The organism is Actinoplanes subglobosus (assembly GCF_042650585.1).
In the GTDB taxonomy this organism is placed as follows: domain Bacteria; phylum Actinomycetota; class Actinomycetes; order Mycobacteriales; family Micromonosporaceae; genus Actinoplanes; species Actinoplanes subglobosus.
Map to the genome: position 1 here is coordinate 211,934 of NZ_JBHSBL010000002.1, position 16,903 is coordinate 228,836.

15 protein-coding genes are annotated in these 16,903 nt (G+C 69.2%); 5 read left to right on the forward strand and 10 right to left on the reverse strand.

Annotation, left to right across the window (positions count from 1 at the left end; all coding sequences use genetic code 11):
* The coding region (locus tag ACFO0C_RS01550) for an ABC transporter permease subunit (RefSeq protein WP_378064629.1) at positions 1 to 1,268 on the forward strand (1,268 nt) is incomplete at its 5' end.
* Here the strand turns inward: ACFO0C_RS01550 and ACFO0C_RS01555 are convergent.
* On the reverse strand, positions 1,258 to 2,304 hold the full coding sequence (locus ACFO0C_RS01555) for a CobW family GTP-binding protein (RefSeq protein ID WP_378064631.1): 1,047 nt from the start codon (positions 2,302 to 2,304) through the stop codon (positions 1,258 to 1,260). The genes ACFO0C_RS01550 and ACFO0C_RS01555 overlap by 11 nt on opposite strands.
* Positions 2,305 to 2,335: 31 nt before the next feature.
* Entirely contained in the window at positions 2,336 to 2,755 is a 420-nt protein-coding gene (locus ACFO0C_RS01560) for a hypothetical protein (RefSeq protein ID WP_378064632.1), read from the reverse strand.
* Between the two features lie 129 nt (positions 2,756 to 2,884).
* Between ACFO0C_RS01560 and ACFO0C_RS01565 the strand changes: the two genes are divergently transcribed.
* Positions 2,885 to 3,463: a hypothetical protein gene (locus ACFO0C_RS01565; protein WP_378064633.1), complete on the forward strand. Its 579-nt coding sequence runs from the start codon at positions 2,885 to 2,887 to the stop codon at positions 3,461 to 3,463.
* 42 nt (positions 3,464 to 3,505) lie between these two features.
* Here the strand turns inward: ACFO0C_RS01565 and ACFO0C_RS01570 are convergent, their stop codons facing one another.
* The 7 genes from ACFO0C_RS01570 to ACFO0C_RS01600 all read right to left on the reverse strand — a co-directional run bounded on the left by ACFO0C_RS01570 (position 3,506) and on the right by ACFO0C_RS01600 (position 14,140).
* Positions 3,506 to 4,858 carry a HEAT repeat domain-containing protein gene (locus ACFO0C_RS01570; protein WP_378064634.1) on the reverse strand — a complete coding sequence of 451 codons (1,353 nt, stop codon included), beginning with the start codon at positions 4,856 to 4,858 and terminating at the stop codon, positions 3,506 to 3,508.
* A gap of 56 nt (positions 4,859 to 4,914) precedes the next feature.
* Positions 4,915 to 7,857: an AAA family ATPase gene (locus ACFO0C_RS01575; protein WP_378064635.1), complete on the reverse strand. Its 2,943-nt coding sequence runs from the start codon at positions 7,855 to 7,857 to the stop codon at positions 4,915 to 4,917.
* A 296-nt stretch (positions 7,858 to 8,153) separates the two neighbouring features.
* The gene (locus tag ACFO0C_RS01580; protein ID WP_378064636.1) at positions 8,154 to 9,683 is read right to left on the reverse strand and encodes an FAD-dependent monooxygenase; all 1,530 of its coding nucleotides are present in this window, start codon (positions 9,681 to 9,683) and stop codon (positions 8,154 to 8,156) included.
* Complete coding sequence (locus tag ACFO0C_RS01585; RefSeq protein ID WP_378064637.1) at positions 9,680 to 10,777, reverse strand: M23 family metallopeptidase; 1,098 nt, start codon at positions 10,775 to 10,777, stop codon at positions 9,680 to 9,682. Before ACFO0C_RS01585 ends, ACFO0C_RS01580 begins: the two co-directional genes overlap by 4 nt.
* 256 nt (positions 10,778 to 11,033) lie before the next feature.
* Entirely contained in the window at positions 11,034 to 12,053 is a 1,020-nt protein-coding gene (locus ACFO0C_RS01590) for a LacI family DNA-binding transcriptional regulator (RefSeq protein ID WP_378064638.1), read from the reverse strand.
* A 145-nt stretch (positions 12,054 to 12,198) separates the two neighbouring features.
* Complete coding sequence (locus tag ACFO0C_RS01595) at positions 12,199 to 12,531, reverse strand: hypothetical protein (protein WP_378064639.1); 333 nt, start codon at positions 12,529 to 12,531, stop codon at positions 12,199 to 12,201.
* Positions 12,532 to 12,859: 328 nt separating this feature from the next.
* Positions 12,860 to 14,140 (reverse strand): MFS transporter, encoded by a 1,281-nt coding sequence (locus ACFO0C_RS01600; RefSeq protein WP_378064640.1) that lies wholly within the window; start codon positions 14,138 to 14,140, stop codon positions 12,860 to 12,862.
* 92 nt (positions 14,141 to 14,232) lie between these two features.
* Between ACFO0C_RS01600 and ACFO0C_RS01605 the strand changes: the two genes are divergently transcribed.
* Together ACFO0C_RS01605 and ACFO0C_RS01610 are read left to right on the forward strand one after the other, a co-directional pair.
* Positions 14,233 to 14,757: a hypothetical protein gene (locus ACFO0C_RS01605; RefSeq protein WP_378064641.1), complete on the forward strand. Its 525-nt coding sequence runs from the start codon at positions 14,233 to 14,235 to the stop codon at positions 14,755 to 14,757.
* Positions 14,758 to 14,815: 58 nt separating this feature from the next.
* Positions 14,816 to 15,097 (forward strand): hypothetical protein, encoded by a 282-nt coding sequence (locus ACFO0C_RS01610; protein ID WP_378064642.1) that lies wholly within the window; start codon positions 14,816 to 14,818, stop codon positions 15,095 to 15,097.
* Positions 15,098 to 15,115: 18 nt separating this feature from the next.
* Here ACFO0C_RS01610 and ACFO0C_RS01615 read toward each other — a convergent pair whose 3' ends face one another.
* The gene (locus ACFO0C_RS01615; RefSeq protein ID WP_378064643.1) at positions 15,116 to 15,775 is read right to left on the reverse strand and encodes a hypothetical protein; all 660 of its coding nucleotides are present in this window, start codon (positions 15,773 to 15,775) and stop codon (positions 15,116 to 15,118) included.
* Between the two features lie 349 nt (positions 15,776 to 16,124).
* Between ACFO0C_RS01615 and ACFO0C_RS01620 the strand changes: the two genes are divergently transcribed.
* A complete protein-coding gene (locus ACFO0C_RS01620) occupies positions 16,125 to 16,844 on the forward strand; it encodes a pectate lyase (RefSeq protein WP_378064644.1) in 720 nt (239 codons plus the stop codon).
* Positions 16,845 to 16,903: the final 59 nt, after the last annotated feature.

A 16,903-nucleotide genomic window follows, 5' to 3' on the forward strand; every position in this document is an offset into this window, starting at 1 on the left:
CCGGCTGGTTCGGCCCGGCCTACCTCGTCCTGCCGGCACTGTCGCTCGGCGTTCCCACCGGTGGTCTGCTGGCCCGGCTGCTCACCACCGCCGTCGACGCGACCGCCGCCGAACCGTGGGTGCACACCTGGCGTGCCGCCGGCAGCAGCCGTCGTGAACTCGCCACCGCCCTGTTGCGCCGGGCGGTGACCGTCGTCGTACCCCAGATCGCCGTCCTGTTCGTCGGGGTGCTCGGTGGCGCCGTCGCCGTCGAGCAGTTGTTCGCCGTCCCCGGGCTCGGCCGTATCGCCCTGCACGCCAGCCTGGCGCAGGACCTGCCCCTGGTCCAGGGGTGCGTGCTGCTGCTGGTCGTCACGGGCATGCTGGCCGGTGCCCTGGGCATCGCCGTACACCGCCTGCTGATCGGTCCGGCCGGCCGGTCCGCCGGGCTCATCCCCGCCATGCCGGGCCCCCGGCGCCGCCGCTACCGGTCGGTGCCGTCGGCCGCGGCACTGCTGCTCACCACGGTCATCGGTGCGGGCCTGCTGCGCGACGCCGAGCGCGTCCGGCTCGACCGGCGGCTGAGCCCACCGTCCTGGGATCATCCGCTCGGCACCGACCCGGTCGGCCGCGACGTCCTGGCCCAGCTCGCCCACGGCGCGGTGCTCACCGGCGGCACCGCGGCCGCCGTCACCGTCCTCTCCCTGCTCGTCGGCCTCGTCGCGGGCCTGCGAGGCGGCAACGCCCGAGCCGGAACCGCCGATGTCCTCAACGCGCTGCCGCCAGTCTTCGTCGGCCTCGTCATCGCCGCGCTGCTCGGCCCCGGACTGGCCGCCGCGGCCCTCGCCGCGGCCCTGGTCGCCTGGGTGCCCCTGGCCGTGCACACCCGTACTCTCGCCGAAGAGGTACGGGCCAGCGGCTTCTACCGTGCCGCCGAGCTCTGCGGCGCCGGGCCCGGCCGGTTGCTGCGCCGGCACCTGCTGCCCGCCGTGTCCAAGCCGGTCGTGCTGCATGCGCTCGCCCGGATCCCGGCCACCGCGCTCACCATCGCCGGACTCGGCTTCCTCGGCCTCGGCGCCGGTCACGACTCCCCTGAATGGGGCGCCCAGCTCGCCGCGGCCATCACCTACCTGGAACGGGCACCACTGGCCGTGGTCGGGCCGGTCGCCGGGCTCGGGCTGCTGGGCGTGCTCGCCGCCACACCCGGCACCGGCCTGTCCCTCCACAAACCGCTACGCAGCGGTCTTCGCCGCTTGACCCAGCGGGCGGCCCGTCCCGTCAGGTGCTGAGCGTGCGGTAGCGGCGTAACCGCCGCAGCCCGGCGGTGTCCGGCTCGTCCGCCGGGGTGCCGGCGACGGCGTCCAGTCGCTGCTGCGCGGCCGCCTGATCCAACTGCATGCCGATCGCGACGAGTTCGCCGACCGGTGGCGGATCCGGCAGCGCAGCGATGTGGATCAGCGATCCGACGAGGTTGACGACGAAACCCTGCTCCGCTCGGGAACCGTGCACCCGTACCCGGCCCTTGAGCCGGTACGCGCCGGCCGGTGGACTCTCGAGCAGGTCGATCAGCATGCTCGGGGAGATCGCCCGCGTCAGCTCCGCGGAGGCGGCCCGCGCATGCTCGTGGTCGTGGTGCTCGCGGTTCTGGTCGCGCAGGAGCTGGGCGAGCGGAAGTTCGTCGACGGGGTCGCCGTCGGCGGCGGTGTCGAAGACGAGTCCCGGATCGATACGGCCGTGCCGGGCGGTGACGATCTGCACCCGCGGATGGCGTAGCCGTACCCTGTCCCGGATCCGGGCGACCACCTGGTCGCGGTCGTCGGCCGGCAGCAGGTCCACCTTGTTGATGACGACGAGCGTCGCCGCCGCGTAACGTGCCGGCGGCTCGGGCCAGAGGTCCACCGTCCGGAAGTGCGCGACGGCGTCGATCACCTCGACGAGCCCGCCGGGCCGGATCCCGGTGGTGCCGCTACGGCCGATCAGCCGGGCGAGGGTGACCGGCTCCGCCACACCACTGGCCTCCACCAGGATGGCATCCAGCCGCAGCCGTGGCCGTGAGAGCCGGCGGAGTGCGTCGTCGAGGCCACCGGCGTCGTCGAGGCAGCACACACAGCCGCCCGAGATCGCCGCGGCCTCGTCGACCTGCCCGGAGACGAGTGCCGCGTCCACGTTCAGCGAGCCGAAATCGTTGACGACGACACCCACGCGCGCGCCGGGCCGGCGCAGCAGATGATTGAGCGTGCTCGTCTTGCCCGCGCCGAGGTGACCGGTCAGCGCGATGACCGGCACCCGGCCCGGTGCTCGACGGCGGGACTTCTGATCAGCCAACTCGCCTCCTTTCACCATGCCATCCCCGTACTCAGTGCTCGCTCTCCACCAACCTGATCAGGCCGGCCAGGTCGGAGGCCAGGACCTCGTCCAGACCGGCCATCGACGCGGCCAGCTCAGCGGCTTTCGGGCCCTCGATCCGCGCGTGCAGTTCGAGGCGGCTGCCCGTGCCGTCCGGGTGCGACTCGTGGCGGACCGTCAACTCGCCGCCGTCGAGGAGCACGGTGTCCTGGAAAGCCACCCCCGGCACCAGGTCGCTGACCCGCATCGGGGTCTCCTCGCCCTCCCGCGTCTTCATCACACCGGTCGCCCCGGCCCGTAGCGGCCCGTCGAGGCGGATGTACTCCATGCCGGGCGCCCACTCGGGGTGGGTGGCCACGTCGCACCAGCGGGCGTGGAAGTAGGCCGGAGCGACCCGCGACTGCGCCCGGACCACGGGAAACTCGATCATGGGCGGGATGATACCGAGCGGGCAGGCCTTCCCTGTACGCCGCGAGCCCGGCCCGTCTTCACCGGGTCGCCACAGGATCGGCACCGGTTCTGCGCCGGCACCCGCGCCGGATGGTCGAGAATTGCCGCAATGCGGACGACCACGAGATGGATCACGGCTTTGGTCGCGGCGGTGCTGCTGGGCTGCACGGCGTCGGCGCTGTTGGTCCGGCACGAGTACCGGGAGGCGAAGGACCGGCGCGACCTCCTCGACCTCACCAGGGGATGGGATCGCCCTCTCGACGAGCTGCGGGTTCCGGACGACACACCGGCCGATGGAGTCACCGGCGAGATCAGCGCCCACGGCATGACGTTGTCGCTCCCGGCGCCCGGCGAGGTGCCGCCGACCATGATCGGGTACGCCGTCCTGCTGCTCGACGAGGGCGGGACGCCGCCGTGGAGTGTTGGTTGCGCGGCGACCCTCATCGTGGTCTGCACCGATCTCGGTGACGGGTACACCCTGCTGGAGGAACTCGACACCGACAACAGCGACCCGGCCACGACCGTACGCCGGCAGGCAGGCGACCTGATGCTCGAAGCACGTGTCCCCGGCCGTCACCCGGAGATGGTCCCTCGGCTGCGTCGCCTCATCACCGAGACACACGTCCCGGACGACGCCGAACTGTTGCGATACCTGCGCCCGGACGGCTACCGGACCGACTGGAGCTGACGCGGGCATCGCATCCAAGGATTGCGGCAACGAGCGGTGGGCTCAGATCGCCAGCGCACCCGGTGTACTCGGCTGGTTGGCCCCGCAGCTCGTCAGGGCAAGGATGGCACGGCCGGTGACGGTACAGTCCGGGCCGAGCGTACCCGGGTTGACCGAGAGCCAGGTCGCCACGTCGGTGGCGTGCGCGTGGTCGGGGATGTTGTACCTACGCCGGGCCCACTGACTCCGATCGGCGGCGGACACACCGAAGCCGTCGATGGAGAGCTGTTCGTGCAGTACGCCCGGCCGGGCGGTGCGCGGCACGAAGTCGTCGTAGTAGCGGATCACCGACTCGTCCGGCTCGGACTGGTCATCCTCGTCGTCGGGAGGCTCGGACTCGACGATGTCGTAGTGGTCGATGACCGTGCCGTCCTCCGCCAGACACCAGGCGGTCCAGCCATCGCCGCAGCTTGCGCCGTACCAGTGGGCGACTCCGAACCGGCTACTCAGCTCGGCGCAATGGGCCCGGACGGTGTCCCGGATCGCCACCTCGCCGCGGAGATGTGCCACCGCCGGCAGGGTGCCGAAGATCAGGGTCCAGCCGTTCAGCGCCGGCGTCACGTACATCCGTGAGCAGGAGCCGTGTTCGCCGAGGCTCCAGTTGTGATGGTCGTTGTTCCACGCGGCGGCGCCGAGCCGCATCGTCACCGGGCGCGCTCCGGTCAGGCCGAACGTGTCCAGCACCGCCGACTGGTCACTGGTCGGTATGGCGTACCAGGAGCCGCACAGGTGCACCGGCACGGGCGTCTCTCCGGCTGCCTTGACCTCGATCAGCCGGGTCACGGCGTGCTGATCGGTGGCGTCCAGCGCATCCCAGCCTCCGATGGTCGCCAAGGCGGTCAGCGCTGTCCGGCGCCGGCGTCCGGGAGCACGCCGCACCGCCCGCAGTGCGGGGATCGCCGCTGCGCCGATCGCTTCGCACGCCCAGACGGCCCGCTGGCGTACGTCTGACGCCGGGTCTTCGAAGAGCCCGATCAGGTCCGGCAGGAACGGTTCGGCCCGTGCCTTCAACCGTTGCAGTGCGTTCGCTGCGGCGGCGCGGACGGCTGGACTGTGATGGCGTAGAGCCGACCGGTAGATCGCCTTGTCAGGTACGTCGAGGTCGGCGAAGGCGGCACCGCAGCGGCGGGCCACCTCGGCTGTCGGTGCCGCGGCCAGAGCGGTGACCAGCGGCGCGAACGACGCCTCGCCGATCTGCTGCAGCACGGTGGTGAGCCGGTACCACGGGACGGGTGAGGACTCGTCGCACAGCGTCTGCAGTACCGTGTCGACGGCCGCCGCGCCGGCTGCGACCAGTGCTTGCTCCGCCGTCGAGTCATCGGCCGCGAGCCGCTCCAGCAGTACGTCGAAGTTCACACCGCATGATCTCCGATCTCAGGACTCCGACCTGATCCGGGTCGGTGGAGGTGGAGTCAGTCCCAGCCGACGTCCTCGCCGGTGAGCAACGCCAGTGCGTGCGGGGTCAGATCGGCCTCCGTCGTCGCCAGTCGTACCGCCTGGCGTGCGACGGTCGCGTCGAAAAGGGTCCGGGCGGTACGGGCGTTGGCGAAACCGGGCCGCGTCCGGCTGTTGCGCAGCAGTTGCTGCGCCACCTCCCGCGCGGTGGTGTCGAGAGTGAAGCCGTGGACCTCGGCGAGGTCGGCGAGGATCGTCTGCAGCTGCCCGTCGTCGTAGTCGGGCAGGGTGACGATCTTCGGGATCCTGCCGCGCAGGCCGGGATTCCCGTCCAGCAGGGCCTGCATCTGTGCGGGGTAGCCGGCCAGCACGCAGACGAACTCACCGCGGTGGTTCTCCAGCAACGTCATCAGGGTCTCCAGGGCTTCCCGGCCGTAGTCGTCGGTCGGCCCGGACAGCAGCGTGTAGGCCTCGTCGATGAACAGGACCCCGCCGAGCGCCTGGTGCACGATCGACCGCGTGCGCGGCGCGGTCTGGCCGGCGTAGCCGGCGACCAGGTCAGCGCGTACCGCTTCGACGACGTGACCGGACGGTAGGACCCCGGTGGCTTGCAGGATCCCGCCGAGCAGCCGGGCGACGGTGGTCTTGCCCGTACCGGGATTGCCGAGCAAGGCCAGGTGTGTAGCCACGTCGGTGGTCGGCAGTCCCTGCCCGGCTCGGGCCTGCCGGATCCGGGCGAGCGCCACCGTCCGCTGCAGCAACTGCTTGATGTCGTGCAGGCCGGTGAGTGCCTCCAGTTCGTCCAGCACGGTTCGTAGCGCCGGGGACGGGCCGGTGGTGGCCGGGTCGGGTGCCGGAACATCCTCTGTGGTGAGCAGCTGTAACTCCGCGGCGGGATCCTGGGCGAGACGCTCTGCCTGCCGCATCCGGACCTGATCGAACAGGTTCCTCACCGCTCGGGCGTTTCCCGCGTCGGGGGCCCGGCGGCCGCGGTGCAGCGCGGCCGCGATCTGGTCCCGTGCCGCCGGTTCGACGGTGTAGCCGTCTTTTCCGGTGATGCTGTCGAAGACCTGCAGCAACTCGTCGGTGTTGTAGTCGGAGAACGTCAGTGTGCGGCTGAATCTGCTGCGCAGCCCGGGGTTGGATGCCAGGAACCGTTCCATCTGCGCGGGGTAGCCGGCGACGATGACGGCGAGGTCGTCGCGGTGCGTCTCCATGCCGGTCAGCAGCGCCTCGATCGCTTCGGCGCCGTAGTCGCTGCCGGAGCCCTCCGGCGCCAGGGAGTACGCCTCGTCGATGAACAGCACGCCACCGACCGCTCGTTCGATCACCTCACGGGTCTTCGGGGCGGTCTGCCCGACGTACCCGGCGACCAGGTCCGCCCGGCCGACCTCGACACAGTGGCCCTGCGACACCAGGCCGAGGCCGGCGAGTAGCCGTCCGGTGAGCCGGGCCACGGTCGTCTTGCCGGTGCCCGGGTTGCCGGTGAAGACGAGGTGGTTGGTCATCGCAGTGACCGGCAGTCCCGCCTGCTCACGCCGCTGCTGAACTCTGACGAAGTCGACCAGGCGCCGCAGATCCTGTTTCACGGCGGACAACCCGACAAGCTCGTCCAGGCCGGTGAGAGCCTGCTGCAACAGGTCCCCGTCGCGTCTGGCCGGCGGGATTCCGGTCCTCAGCGGATCGGATCGGTGGCCGGACTGCTTCGGTGGCTTCTTGCCTCGGCGGGACGAGCCCGTGGGGCGCCGACCGGTTTCCGCGAGGGGCTTCAAGATCCGGGCGACCAGTGCGGCGCGTTGCTCATCGGTCATGTCCGGGCGCCCGTTCGGGTCCAGAGCGGCCGGGGGCGGTGACCCCACTGCGGTGAATGCCCGCTCGACCAGGTTCTGTTCGGTGTCGCGAAGCCCGGTCCGCGCCCGATGCCCGGGCTTGGGTTCGGTGCGTGACGGCCCGTCCGGTGCCGCGCCGGAGCGGTCACGGGTGGTCCGCGTTGCGGTTGCTCGCCGGTGTGGCGGTTCAGCGGTCGCCACCTGCTTCGGCACCGGCGGCGGGGCTGCGGTGAGGCGGCGCCACTGGGCGACCAGGCGCTGGAAGGCGGCCACATCAGGCACGGTGGCACCGGGTTCGCCGGCCAGGCGCCGGCCGATCCGGTCCGCGAGCCGGTGAGCCGCATCGCAGAACGCGTTCCGGTCAGCAGTGCGGTCCGGGCGCAGCAATGTGGACAGCGTCAGCGGCAGGTGGAACTTCCGGGACCGGGCCTTCTCCCACCCTGTCCGGCTCAGCCACGGCTCCGGGAAGTTCGCGATGCCGCGGCTGTACTCGGCGAGGATGTCGTCGTCGGGTACGGCGTCGGTGCCGCTGCTCGCCAGGAAACTTACATACAGCTCGAACCCGTCACGGATGTGGCTACGCCACTGTTCGGCGCGCAGGTCGGCGCCGAAGCGCCCTCGAGCCGCGGTCAGCGCGAACTCGGTGAGGATCTCCTGTGTGCTGTGGTCCAGGTCCGGCAGGTGCCGGGCGACGGTGCGCTGCAGCGAGCCGAAACCGGGGGCGGTGGACGCCATGTCGGCGACGGTGACGCCCACGCGCCACTGCTGGACCCGGTGGTCGGTGAAAAGTGCCTGCAGCATGCGCCAGTGGGTGTCGGCTGCCGCCGACCGACTGCCGCGGACCTCGTCCGCGGCGGCTTCGGCGACATCGAGGTATCGGATGCGCAGCAGTGGCCGGAGGTCGGGTCTACCCACGTCCAGCACCTTCGGGTACCGGAACTTGCTCAACGCCGTGTAGGCCGCCGGTGCGCTGAGATCACGATCGCGGTCCGCGAGGAGGCTGTCGTGCATCACTGCGGCGGTCAGGTGTGCCGGGGCGGTCATCCAGTCGAGAGGGTCGTCGCTGGTCCCGAGCACCGCGAACGAGTCCGTCAGCTGGTGCGCGGCCGCCTCGATCCGCGGTGCCGACATGCTCGGCACCCCCGCTCGGCGGGAAGCGGCGACCAGGGCACCTACCGCTGCGATGACTCTCACGCCCGCCTCACGCCACCACGAGCGGACATCGGTAGGGCCGGCGTGCCGGGGAGTGGTCCGTCGGTGGGGTGACTCAATCCATGCTCCTCGGGCGTTACGCGGCGATCCCAACGCAAGTTGATCATGGCGGGAACGACGGCCGACCGGAAGGACACGAAGCCCAATCTCACCCGGACAACGGAGACGCTCCCAGCCGAACGATGGAGAGTACAACGAAACCGGGATCTTGAGGTTCACGACGGCGCAGGCGACTCCGTGCGTCCTGTCGACAGCGAGCTCAGGTAGTCGCGGACGCTGCGGCCGTCCCCGGGGTCGGCGACCAGGCCCACGTGACCGTCCGGGCGTACCAGAACGAGGGTTTCGGCGCCGTAGGCGTTCGCGGCATGGCCGCCGTCGTCGTGCAGGCCGCCCGGACCGACCGTCCACGAGCCGACGATCGCCGGGTCCACACCGTCGAGCGCCGGGACACTGTGTCCACCGATGCCGAGCAGGGTGAAACGCGGACCGCGGAACAGATCGAACAGGCGGATCGGCCCGCCGGCGGTGTCCCGCAGCGGCGCGTCCGGCGCCCGGTCCCCCGGCCGCACCCGGGCGGTCCGGCCGGCCTGGCGGGAGAGCCGGCTCCACGGGTACCGCAGCCCCAGCTGGGTCAACTCGGGCGAGGCCACCGCGTCGAGACCGCCGCCCTTCTCCTTGACCGCGTCGAGGACCGCGGCGAGCCGTTCCGAGGTGATGTCCAGCAGCCAGCTCGCGATGGGCAGCCGTTCCTCGTCGTAGGTGTCCAGCAGCGCCGGGGTGGCTTTCCCGGCGACCACCAGACCGAGCTTCCAGCCCAGGTTGTACGCGTCCTGGATCCCGCTGTTCATGCCGAGGCCACCGGCGATCGGATGCACGTGGGCGGAGTCCCCGGCGAGGAACACCCGGTCCACCCGGAGCCGGTCGACCATCCGGACATTGACGCGGTACGTCGAGCGCCACGCCAGTTCACGCAAGCGCACTCCCGGCAGCCCGGCCACCCGGTCGAAGGTCTGCTGGAAGCGTTGCAGGGTCGGTTCGAGCGGTGTGCCGTCGGCGTCGAGTTCGTGCGAGGCCTGTATCTGGAACACGTCGGTGCCCGGCAGCGGGCACAGCATGACGACACCGTCGTCGGTGAACCACTGGTGCCAGGCGTCGCGGCCGAGCCCGTCGACCTGGACGTCACCGACCGCCATGAGTTGCATGTCCGGTGTCTCGCCACGCATCGGCAGGCCGAGTGCCTTGCGGACGGTGCTCCGGCCACCATCACAGCCGATCAGGTATCGGGCCCGGATCCGTTCCTCACCGACCGTTGCGGTCATCCCGTCGGTGTCCTGCTGGAAGTCGCGCAGTTCGGCGCCACGCTCGACGGTGACGCCGAGGCCGTCGAGCCGCTCGCGCAGGATCTGCTCCACCCGCCACTGCGGGATCATCAGGGCCGCGGGGTACGGGACGTCGGGCGTGACGATCTGGTCGGCCTGCGGATCGACTTCGGCGATCACCCGGGTCCCCTGGTATTTGCGGTGCCGCAGGTGGCTGACACCGGACGCCAGGATCCGGTCGACGACCCCCAGATCGTCGAGGACCTCCTGACTGCGCGGGCTCAGCCCTTTGCCCCGGGAGCCGGTGGGGAACTCGGGCATCCGGTCGACGATCCGCACCGCCACACCGCGACGGGCGAGGTCGCAAGCGAGCGTGAGACCGGTCGGGCCGGCACCGGCCACGAGAACATCCGTGACGGCGCTCATCGGAAATCGACGACATCGCCGGCGAGCGGGTACTGCCCGGCCCGGCCCGGTGTGGGCGGGGCGGGCAGCCGTACCGGCGCCTCCGGCTCTTTGTCCAGGCCGCCGATCCGGTTCCGGAACCGGAACCGGTCGAAGGTGTACGGCACACTGTCGCCGGCCACACCCAACGGCAGGCCCGGACTGTCGACCACGTGGAAATGCAGGTGCGGTTCGCTCGAGTTGCCGGAGTTGCCGGCCAGGCCGATGGCCTGGCCACGGGTGAGCCGGTCGCCCGGCTGGACCCGCAGGCTGCCCTTCTGCATGTGGGCGTACAGCGCGTACGCCCCGCCGCCGAGGTCCTGGATGACGAAGTTGCCGGTCAGGTCCGCGGTGTCGGGGCGGGGCGGTAGCTTCCCCGCGACGTTCGCGGGCACGCCGTCCCGGACCGCCAGCACCGTGCCGTCGGCGACCGCCCGGACACCGTCGCCGAAGATGAAGTAGCTCTCGTTACGGTCCTCGGCACCGGTGTGACTGCGTACCCCGTCGTCGGTCTGGACGAAGTCGATCGCGTACCGCTGGGCCGCGAACGTGTGGCCGTCGAACGTCATCAGGGCCAGGCGGTGTACGAACGGCGGGCGGCAGCATCCGTACACGACGTAGCCGTCACCCTGCAGCGGTGGGCTGAGGCGCAGGGGTGCACGCCGGCCGACATCCGTCGCGGCGCCACGCACGGTCCGGTCGGCGGCTCCGGAGACGTCGAAGCGGTGGCTCAGCCGGCCCGGCACCCGGGCGCCGGGCGCCATCGTGACGTCGAGCAGCAGCGCGGCGGACCTGCCGGGTGCCAGCGTCCGGCTGAACGTGCGGGCCTCGGGGTCCAGCAGGAGTCGATCGATCGCCGGCGAGTCGTAGACGGCGACGGGGCCGGTGCGGTCAGGTTCCCGCACTTCCACCCGATCCAGGTGTACGGGCTGGGCCGAGACGTTACGCAGCAGAACCTCGTAGACCAGATGTGTCCGGTTGTCGCTTCCGGGCACCGGCGACGGTGCTGCCAGCACCCTGGTCTCCAGGATCCGAGCACCGGCGGTGGCCGGCACACCCGCGGTCGGCAGAAGCAATGCCGCTACCCCGGCGAGGATCAGGGCCATTCTCCGGTACGGGCCTGGCCGTGCTGTTCCGGGCGATACCGGCGAACGATGCGACATCGTGGCTCCCCCGCTGTCGGACTTCGAGCGTCGACCCAGGGGATGACCAGCTCCCTCGCGCCAGTTCCTGATGCTGCTACCTGCCGTCCTCCCGCACACAGTTTTCGGCAAACCTGGAGCCGCCGGCCTACCGCTCCGGTGGACGGCAGGCCGGTGAGCGTGCGGCCGATCAGGTGGAGCCGCGGACGATCAACTCGACGGGCATGATCACGCCGGAGGCGTCATCGCCGTCGATGCGGCGCAGCAGCTGGCTGGTCAGCTGTCCGGCGTAGCGGTGCCACGGGATACGTACGGTGGTCAGCTGCGGCGTGGTGCTGACGGCGATCGGGGCGTCGTCGTAGCCGGCGACGGCGACGTCGTCGGGGACGCGCCGTCCAGCCTGTGCGCAGGCGTCGAGCACGCCGGCGGCCATCATGTCGGAGGCGGCGAAGATCGCGTCGACGTCGGGTGTCCGACGCAGGAGACTCTCGGCCGCGGCAATGCCACTGGCGTACGTGTAGTCGCCGTGGACGACGAGCGCGGGGTCGAAGGTGCCGATGGCGTCGCGGTAGCCGGCGAGGCGCTGGACGCCGCCGGGCAGGTCCATGGGCCCGGTGACGATGGCGATGCGACGCCGGCCGCGTGAGCGCAGGTAGGCGACGATCTGCTGGACACCGTCGCGGTCGTCGGTGGTCACGTAGGAGACGTGGCGTTCGTGGCCGAGCGGGGTTCCGCACGTCACCACGGGTACGTGACGGCTGACGAGGTCGTCGACCGCGGTCGAAGCACGCGGCACGGAGAACATCAGCGCCGGGTCGTCGAGGCGGGCGGTCAGCGTACGGGTGGCCACGTCGGGTGATCCGCCCCCGGCGACCGGGGTGACCATCATGATGTGCTGTTCGCCGAGGGTACGCAGGCAGTCGAGCAGCATCGCGTTGACGTTGGGATCGGCCAGCAGCCGGTCGCCGGGCACGCAGTGCAGGAACACCACGGTCTCGGGGCGCGCTCCGGCGAGCCGACGGGCATGCTGGTTCGGCACGTAGCCGATGGCGGCGAGTGCTCGTTCCACGGCTCTGCGGCTGGCGGCGCCGACCGCATGACCGTTCAGGACCCGAGAGACGGTTCCGGCGGACACGCCCGCGAAGCGGGCGACGTCGTAGATCGTGGCGCGCCCGGTTCGTGGCCTACGGGCCTCCGCACGCCGAGACATCGACGAACCGTATCAGCAGCCGACCGAGAGCGGCAGCGCCGGACTTTTCCACTGCTTCCAGTGCCTGCCGCCGATGGCACTCACCGCGAGGTACCGCCTCGACCTGGCCGACTCGGTAGGAGCACGGGAAACTCTGAGCCTCGAATCAACCCAACTCAGGAAAAACCTTTATCTGCACTCCGATATCAGCGATCCCTTCCAAGGGAACGATCGCGTCTGCGAAAAACTCATCTTTTCCGCGTGCCGCCATCACGAAAGCATGAAAGGCTATTCCACCTTCCATGATGAAGGCCCGGTCCAGGATCAGTAATTCTTCAGCAGGAGGGACGGAATAACCACGCCATGCAGCGTCGGCGACAATTGCCGAGAAGGCGGCCGCGGCGATTAGTTTTTCAGCATCTCCCACATCGGACACGGCACGAAAAAATGGAATCATGCCACGCCCTGATCGCTGCGATTCGCGGAATACTTTTATCATGTCAGCGTAGGATACGTTCGCCCCGATACCCTCGGCGAGCACACCGCACGAGTTTCTCAGAATGAATTCTATGACACTCCCCCACGGCACCGGAAATGACCATGAGGCGCCATCACCGACGAGCCAGACGAAGGCGGGTGCCCTGAGCCCGGCTCGCCGGCCTGAGCCTGAAAGGCTTGCTGGAGTGCTGTTTTCAAATCATTTCAGCGACATCACCCGCAGACACTGACAGACAATATCAGGCCCCGCAGACCGGATGACAGGGTGGCTGCTGCCCCGTGCGTATATCGGACCGAGAGAATGCTCGGCGCCCGCCCGCCGTTGCTTGTCAGAGTTCATTCTTCCCCCCAACGGATTCCGAACCGTACGGAGCCGTGTGCTGCGCGTCGAGGCGGCGGTTTCGGGCAAGGTTGCGGCTGCCGGCGACGGCCAGCAGGAGCATGCAGATGAACAGCGCCCAGCCGATCTCGCTGGTCTCCCATACCGACAACAGGTAGCCGGCGAGAATGGCGCCGAGCGGCACGGCACCGTCCGTGATCGTCGAGGCCGCACCGACCACCTTGCCCAACGCGGCCTCCGGTACCGCGCGGAGGCGCGACATGGTCAGCACCAGGGCCACCACCACGCCCCCTGCCCCGGCCACGGCCCACGCCAGCGCCAGGACGATCGGATTCGTGGTCAACGCAATGACGAGTAGTGTGAACGCCCAGACCCAGAGGGCCGCGGCGAACGTCCCGCGTTGACCGAGACGGCGGTCGAGCCAGGCGGTGGCGAACGAAGCGGCGACACCGCCGACTCCCGAACTGGCCAGGATCAGGCCGATCAGCCAGGGCTGATACCCGCGTTCTGTGCCGACGACGACGAAGAACAGGATCAGGACCTGGAAGACGATGTTGGCGAAGCCGGTGACGAACGTGGAGAAACGGAGGAACGGTACGTTCCACGTCCACCGCAGGCCGTCCAAGGTCGTCGACCAGAAGCTGTCGGCTTCCCCGGCCAGGGGCTTGGACGGCTCCGCACGAGGATCGAACATCCGACGTGGACAGGTGAGCAGCGTGACGGCGCAGATGAGGTACGACACGCCGTTGGCCGCGAAGGGCAGCCAGCGGCCGACACCGTACAGGGCTCCGGCGACCGCCCGGCCGACGAGGTTGGCTACCGGCTGCTCGGCCTCGTAGAACGAGTAGGCCGCTGCCCTCTCGTGTTCGGCCGTGACGTCCCGGATCGCCGCGACTTCGGCGATGCTGAAAACGGCGTAGGCGGTGCCCTCGATGAAGGCGGAGACCATCAGTACCGTCAGACTCCAGCGAGAATCGACAGTCACCGCCCAGAGTGCGGCGACGGTCGCGAGCAGTCCCGCCACCTGACTGATGATCATGACTTGGCGACGGTTGAAGGCATCCGCCAGGGCCCCGGCCGGCACCTGGAACAGCAGGCCCGGCAGGGTGGCGCAGAGTGTGACCCAGCCGGCCCACGCGGGGGAACCAGAGGTCGCCAGCACGACCAGCGGATACGTCAGGCGGACACCCGAGATTCCGAGCAACGAGAGCCCGTTTCCAGTCCATAGGACCAAGAAGCGGTGATTGGAGAGAATCCCGCCGCCACTCATCGACACCCTTCGACAATCAACCGACCAGCTCCTTGTTTACTTGCGTCGATGACCACGAGATCGCAGGATGACGCGACGGATCGAGGAGGATCATGCAGCCAGCACTGTACGCAGCAATCGCCGGTCTCCTGGGAGTGATGGTCGGACGATACTGGGACACCCGGAGTGAAACCAGCCGCTGGAAGCGTGACCAGCGGATACGCATCTATGAGCAGTTCGCTGGCTCCTACTACCAGCTCCGCGAGGCCATCCGTCAACTCGCCCTGCTCCCGTCTTCCGGCACAGAGGCTGAAACGGCCGCCAGTAATGCGCTGGATCGGGGCGCCGAGTTCAATCAGGCGATCATCGCGGTATGGCTCCACGGCTCGGCACCGGTCATAGCCAGTGCCCACCAGGTCGAAGGTGCGATCAACGCCCTCTATGTCACGGCACGCGCCGGCAAGCTCAGCTGGGATGAGTGGGTGGTCCGGAGACGAGCGGCGCAACACGCTTTGCACGAGTTCACGCAGGCCGTCCGCGCGGAGCTCGGCCTGCCTCCCGTGCCGATCACGATGTTCGAAGTCCCGGTCGAGGTCAGCGCGACAGGGACAGCTCCAGAGGACGACGATCGCGCCTGATGCAGGTAATCCTTGGCGATCTGGATGCCCGTCCTCGGTCGCCATTACACTCGCGCTCGTGTTCGTAGAGGTCATCGGACCACAGCCGTTGCCGGACGACATCGATCGGGATGACGTCGAGGATCTCCTCGTAGCCGCGTTGGGCGAAGATGGCGAGGTCACGGGCGCGGGCTCCGGATCTGGACGCTGGCATCTCGATGTCGAAGTGTCGACCGGATCCGGGGAGTTTCAGATCGTTCTGCGGCGACTGGCCGCCGCCCTCGTAGAGCATGACCTCGGCTGGATAGTTCTTCGCCCGGAGCAGGATGAGGTCGGAGCCACCGCCAGCCAGATCCTGTAGCGGCCGTCGGGGTCGGCGCTACGAGCAGCTGCCGTCGGGGAATGCGGACTTCGGCCGGTCCTCGCGTTTGACTTTGACGGTGTCGACCACCCGGGCGGTGGAAGGTGCCGTCGTGGATTCCCACCAGCCGCCCTTCGCCGGATCGCCGAGCTGCTCGACCTGTGTCGTGTCCACTTCGTAGACGGTGATCAGATAGGGCTTCCCGATCCCGTCGGCATCACGGCCCAGGGAGAGTTCTTTGGTCCAGAGACCGTTCCCGAGGTCTTCGAGGTAGGGATCGAACTGGTACTTGGGCAGGGTGCTTTCTTTCGAGGACATCATGTACTGCCTGCCGGGGGCCGGCGCCGGGCCGACGAATTGGACGTCCGGGCAGTTCTTGACAGTCGCGCCGGACACCGGTTCGAGGATTCCGGTCTGCGGGCTCGGCGTGGTCGAGATGGTGGGCGAGGCAGGCGATGTCGAGACGGCGGGCGATGCCGAGGCGGCAGGCGACGCGGGCGGCACCGGCGACGGCGACACCCGCCCGGCTTGCGCCGCGTCCTCGGGTCTGCCCATCACGTCGAAGAGGTCCACGGCCAATGCGGAGGCGGCGATGATGAGACTCAGGACGGTGGTGAGCGTGATGAACTTCTTGTGATCGGTGAACCAGGACGCAAGCCTTCGCCCGCTATCGGCCATGTCACTCTCTCCAGTGGTGAACGGCGATCACCGCCCACTGTGACATGGAGGATCCACTCGACTACAGAATGCAATGACCGTCGACAGAGGGGCCGCGCAAAGACTCAACAGTCGCGCTGCTGTTCAAACCGCTGGAACCCCAGGTACGAGCACGCAATAGCCCCAATCCTGCAACAAAGCTGCAAACGATTCTCATTGACTTAAATCGAATGCCGATGACATGTTGGAGGCGTCCTTCCCCAAGACCGACCGGCCTCATCCCCATGACGTCACCCAACCCCTCGTGACGACAGCCGGTTCCGCTCACCGTCCTCGCCGGAGGTGGGCCTCCCCCATGGAAAGGTTTCACATGAGAAGACCGCGCGTGCTCATCGGTGCCGTCGTTCTGGCCGCAGCCCTGGCCGGTTCTGTCGCGACGGTGAACATGGCGTCCGCCGCCACGGACGTGAAGGTCACCGCGTCGATCAAGGTGACCGGCACCTTCGACGGCGGCGGCAAGCGCTACATCGGCTCCGGCGACCTGGGCAGCGGTGGCCAGAACGAGGGCCAGGACCCGATCTTCGACCTGGCCGCCGGCGCCACCCTGAAGAACGTCATCCTGGGCGCCCCGTCCGCCGACGGCGTCCACTGCGCCGGCAGCTGCAATCTGACGAACGTCGTGTGGCAGGACGTCGGCGAGGACGCGGCCACCTTCCGCGGCAACAACGCCACCGTCGTGATCGACGGCGGTAGTGCGGCGAGCGCGTCCGACAAGGTGTTCCAGGACAACCGCGGTGCCGGCGGGTCGGTGACCATCAAGAACTTCAAGGTCTCCAACTTCGGCAAGCTCTACCGCTCGTGCGGTAACTGCTCCACCCAGGCCGCCCGCAAGGTGACCATCCAGAACGTCACCGCCACCAGCGGCAAGGTGATCGCCGGCGTCAACACCAACTACGGCGACGTCGCGACGCTGAAGAGCAACAGCATCGGCAGCATCCCGACCTGCTGGCTCTACACGGGCAACAACACGGGTGCCGAGCCCACCAAGACCGGCACCGGCGCGAACGGCAAGAACTGCATCGTGTCCTGACCTGCAACGAAGGACCTGCAATGAAGGCGGAAGCCGTCCGAACGCACGTGGTTCGGGCG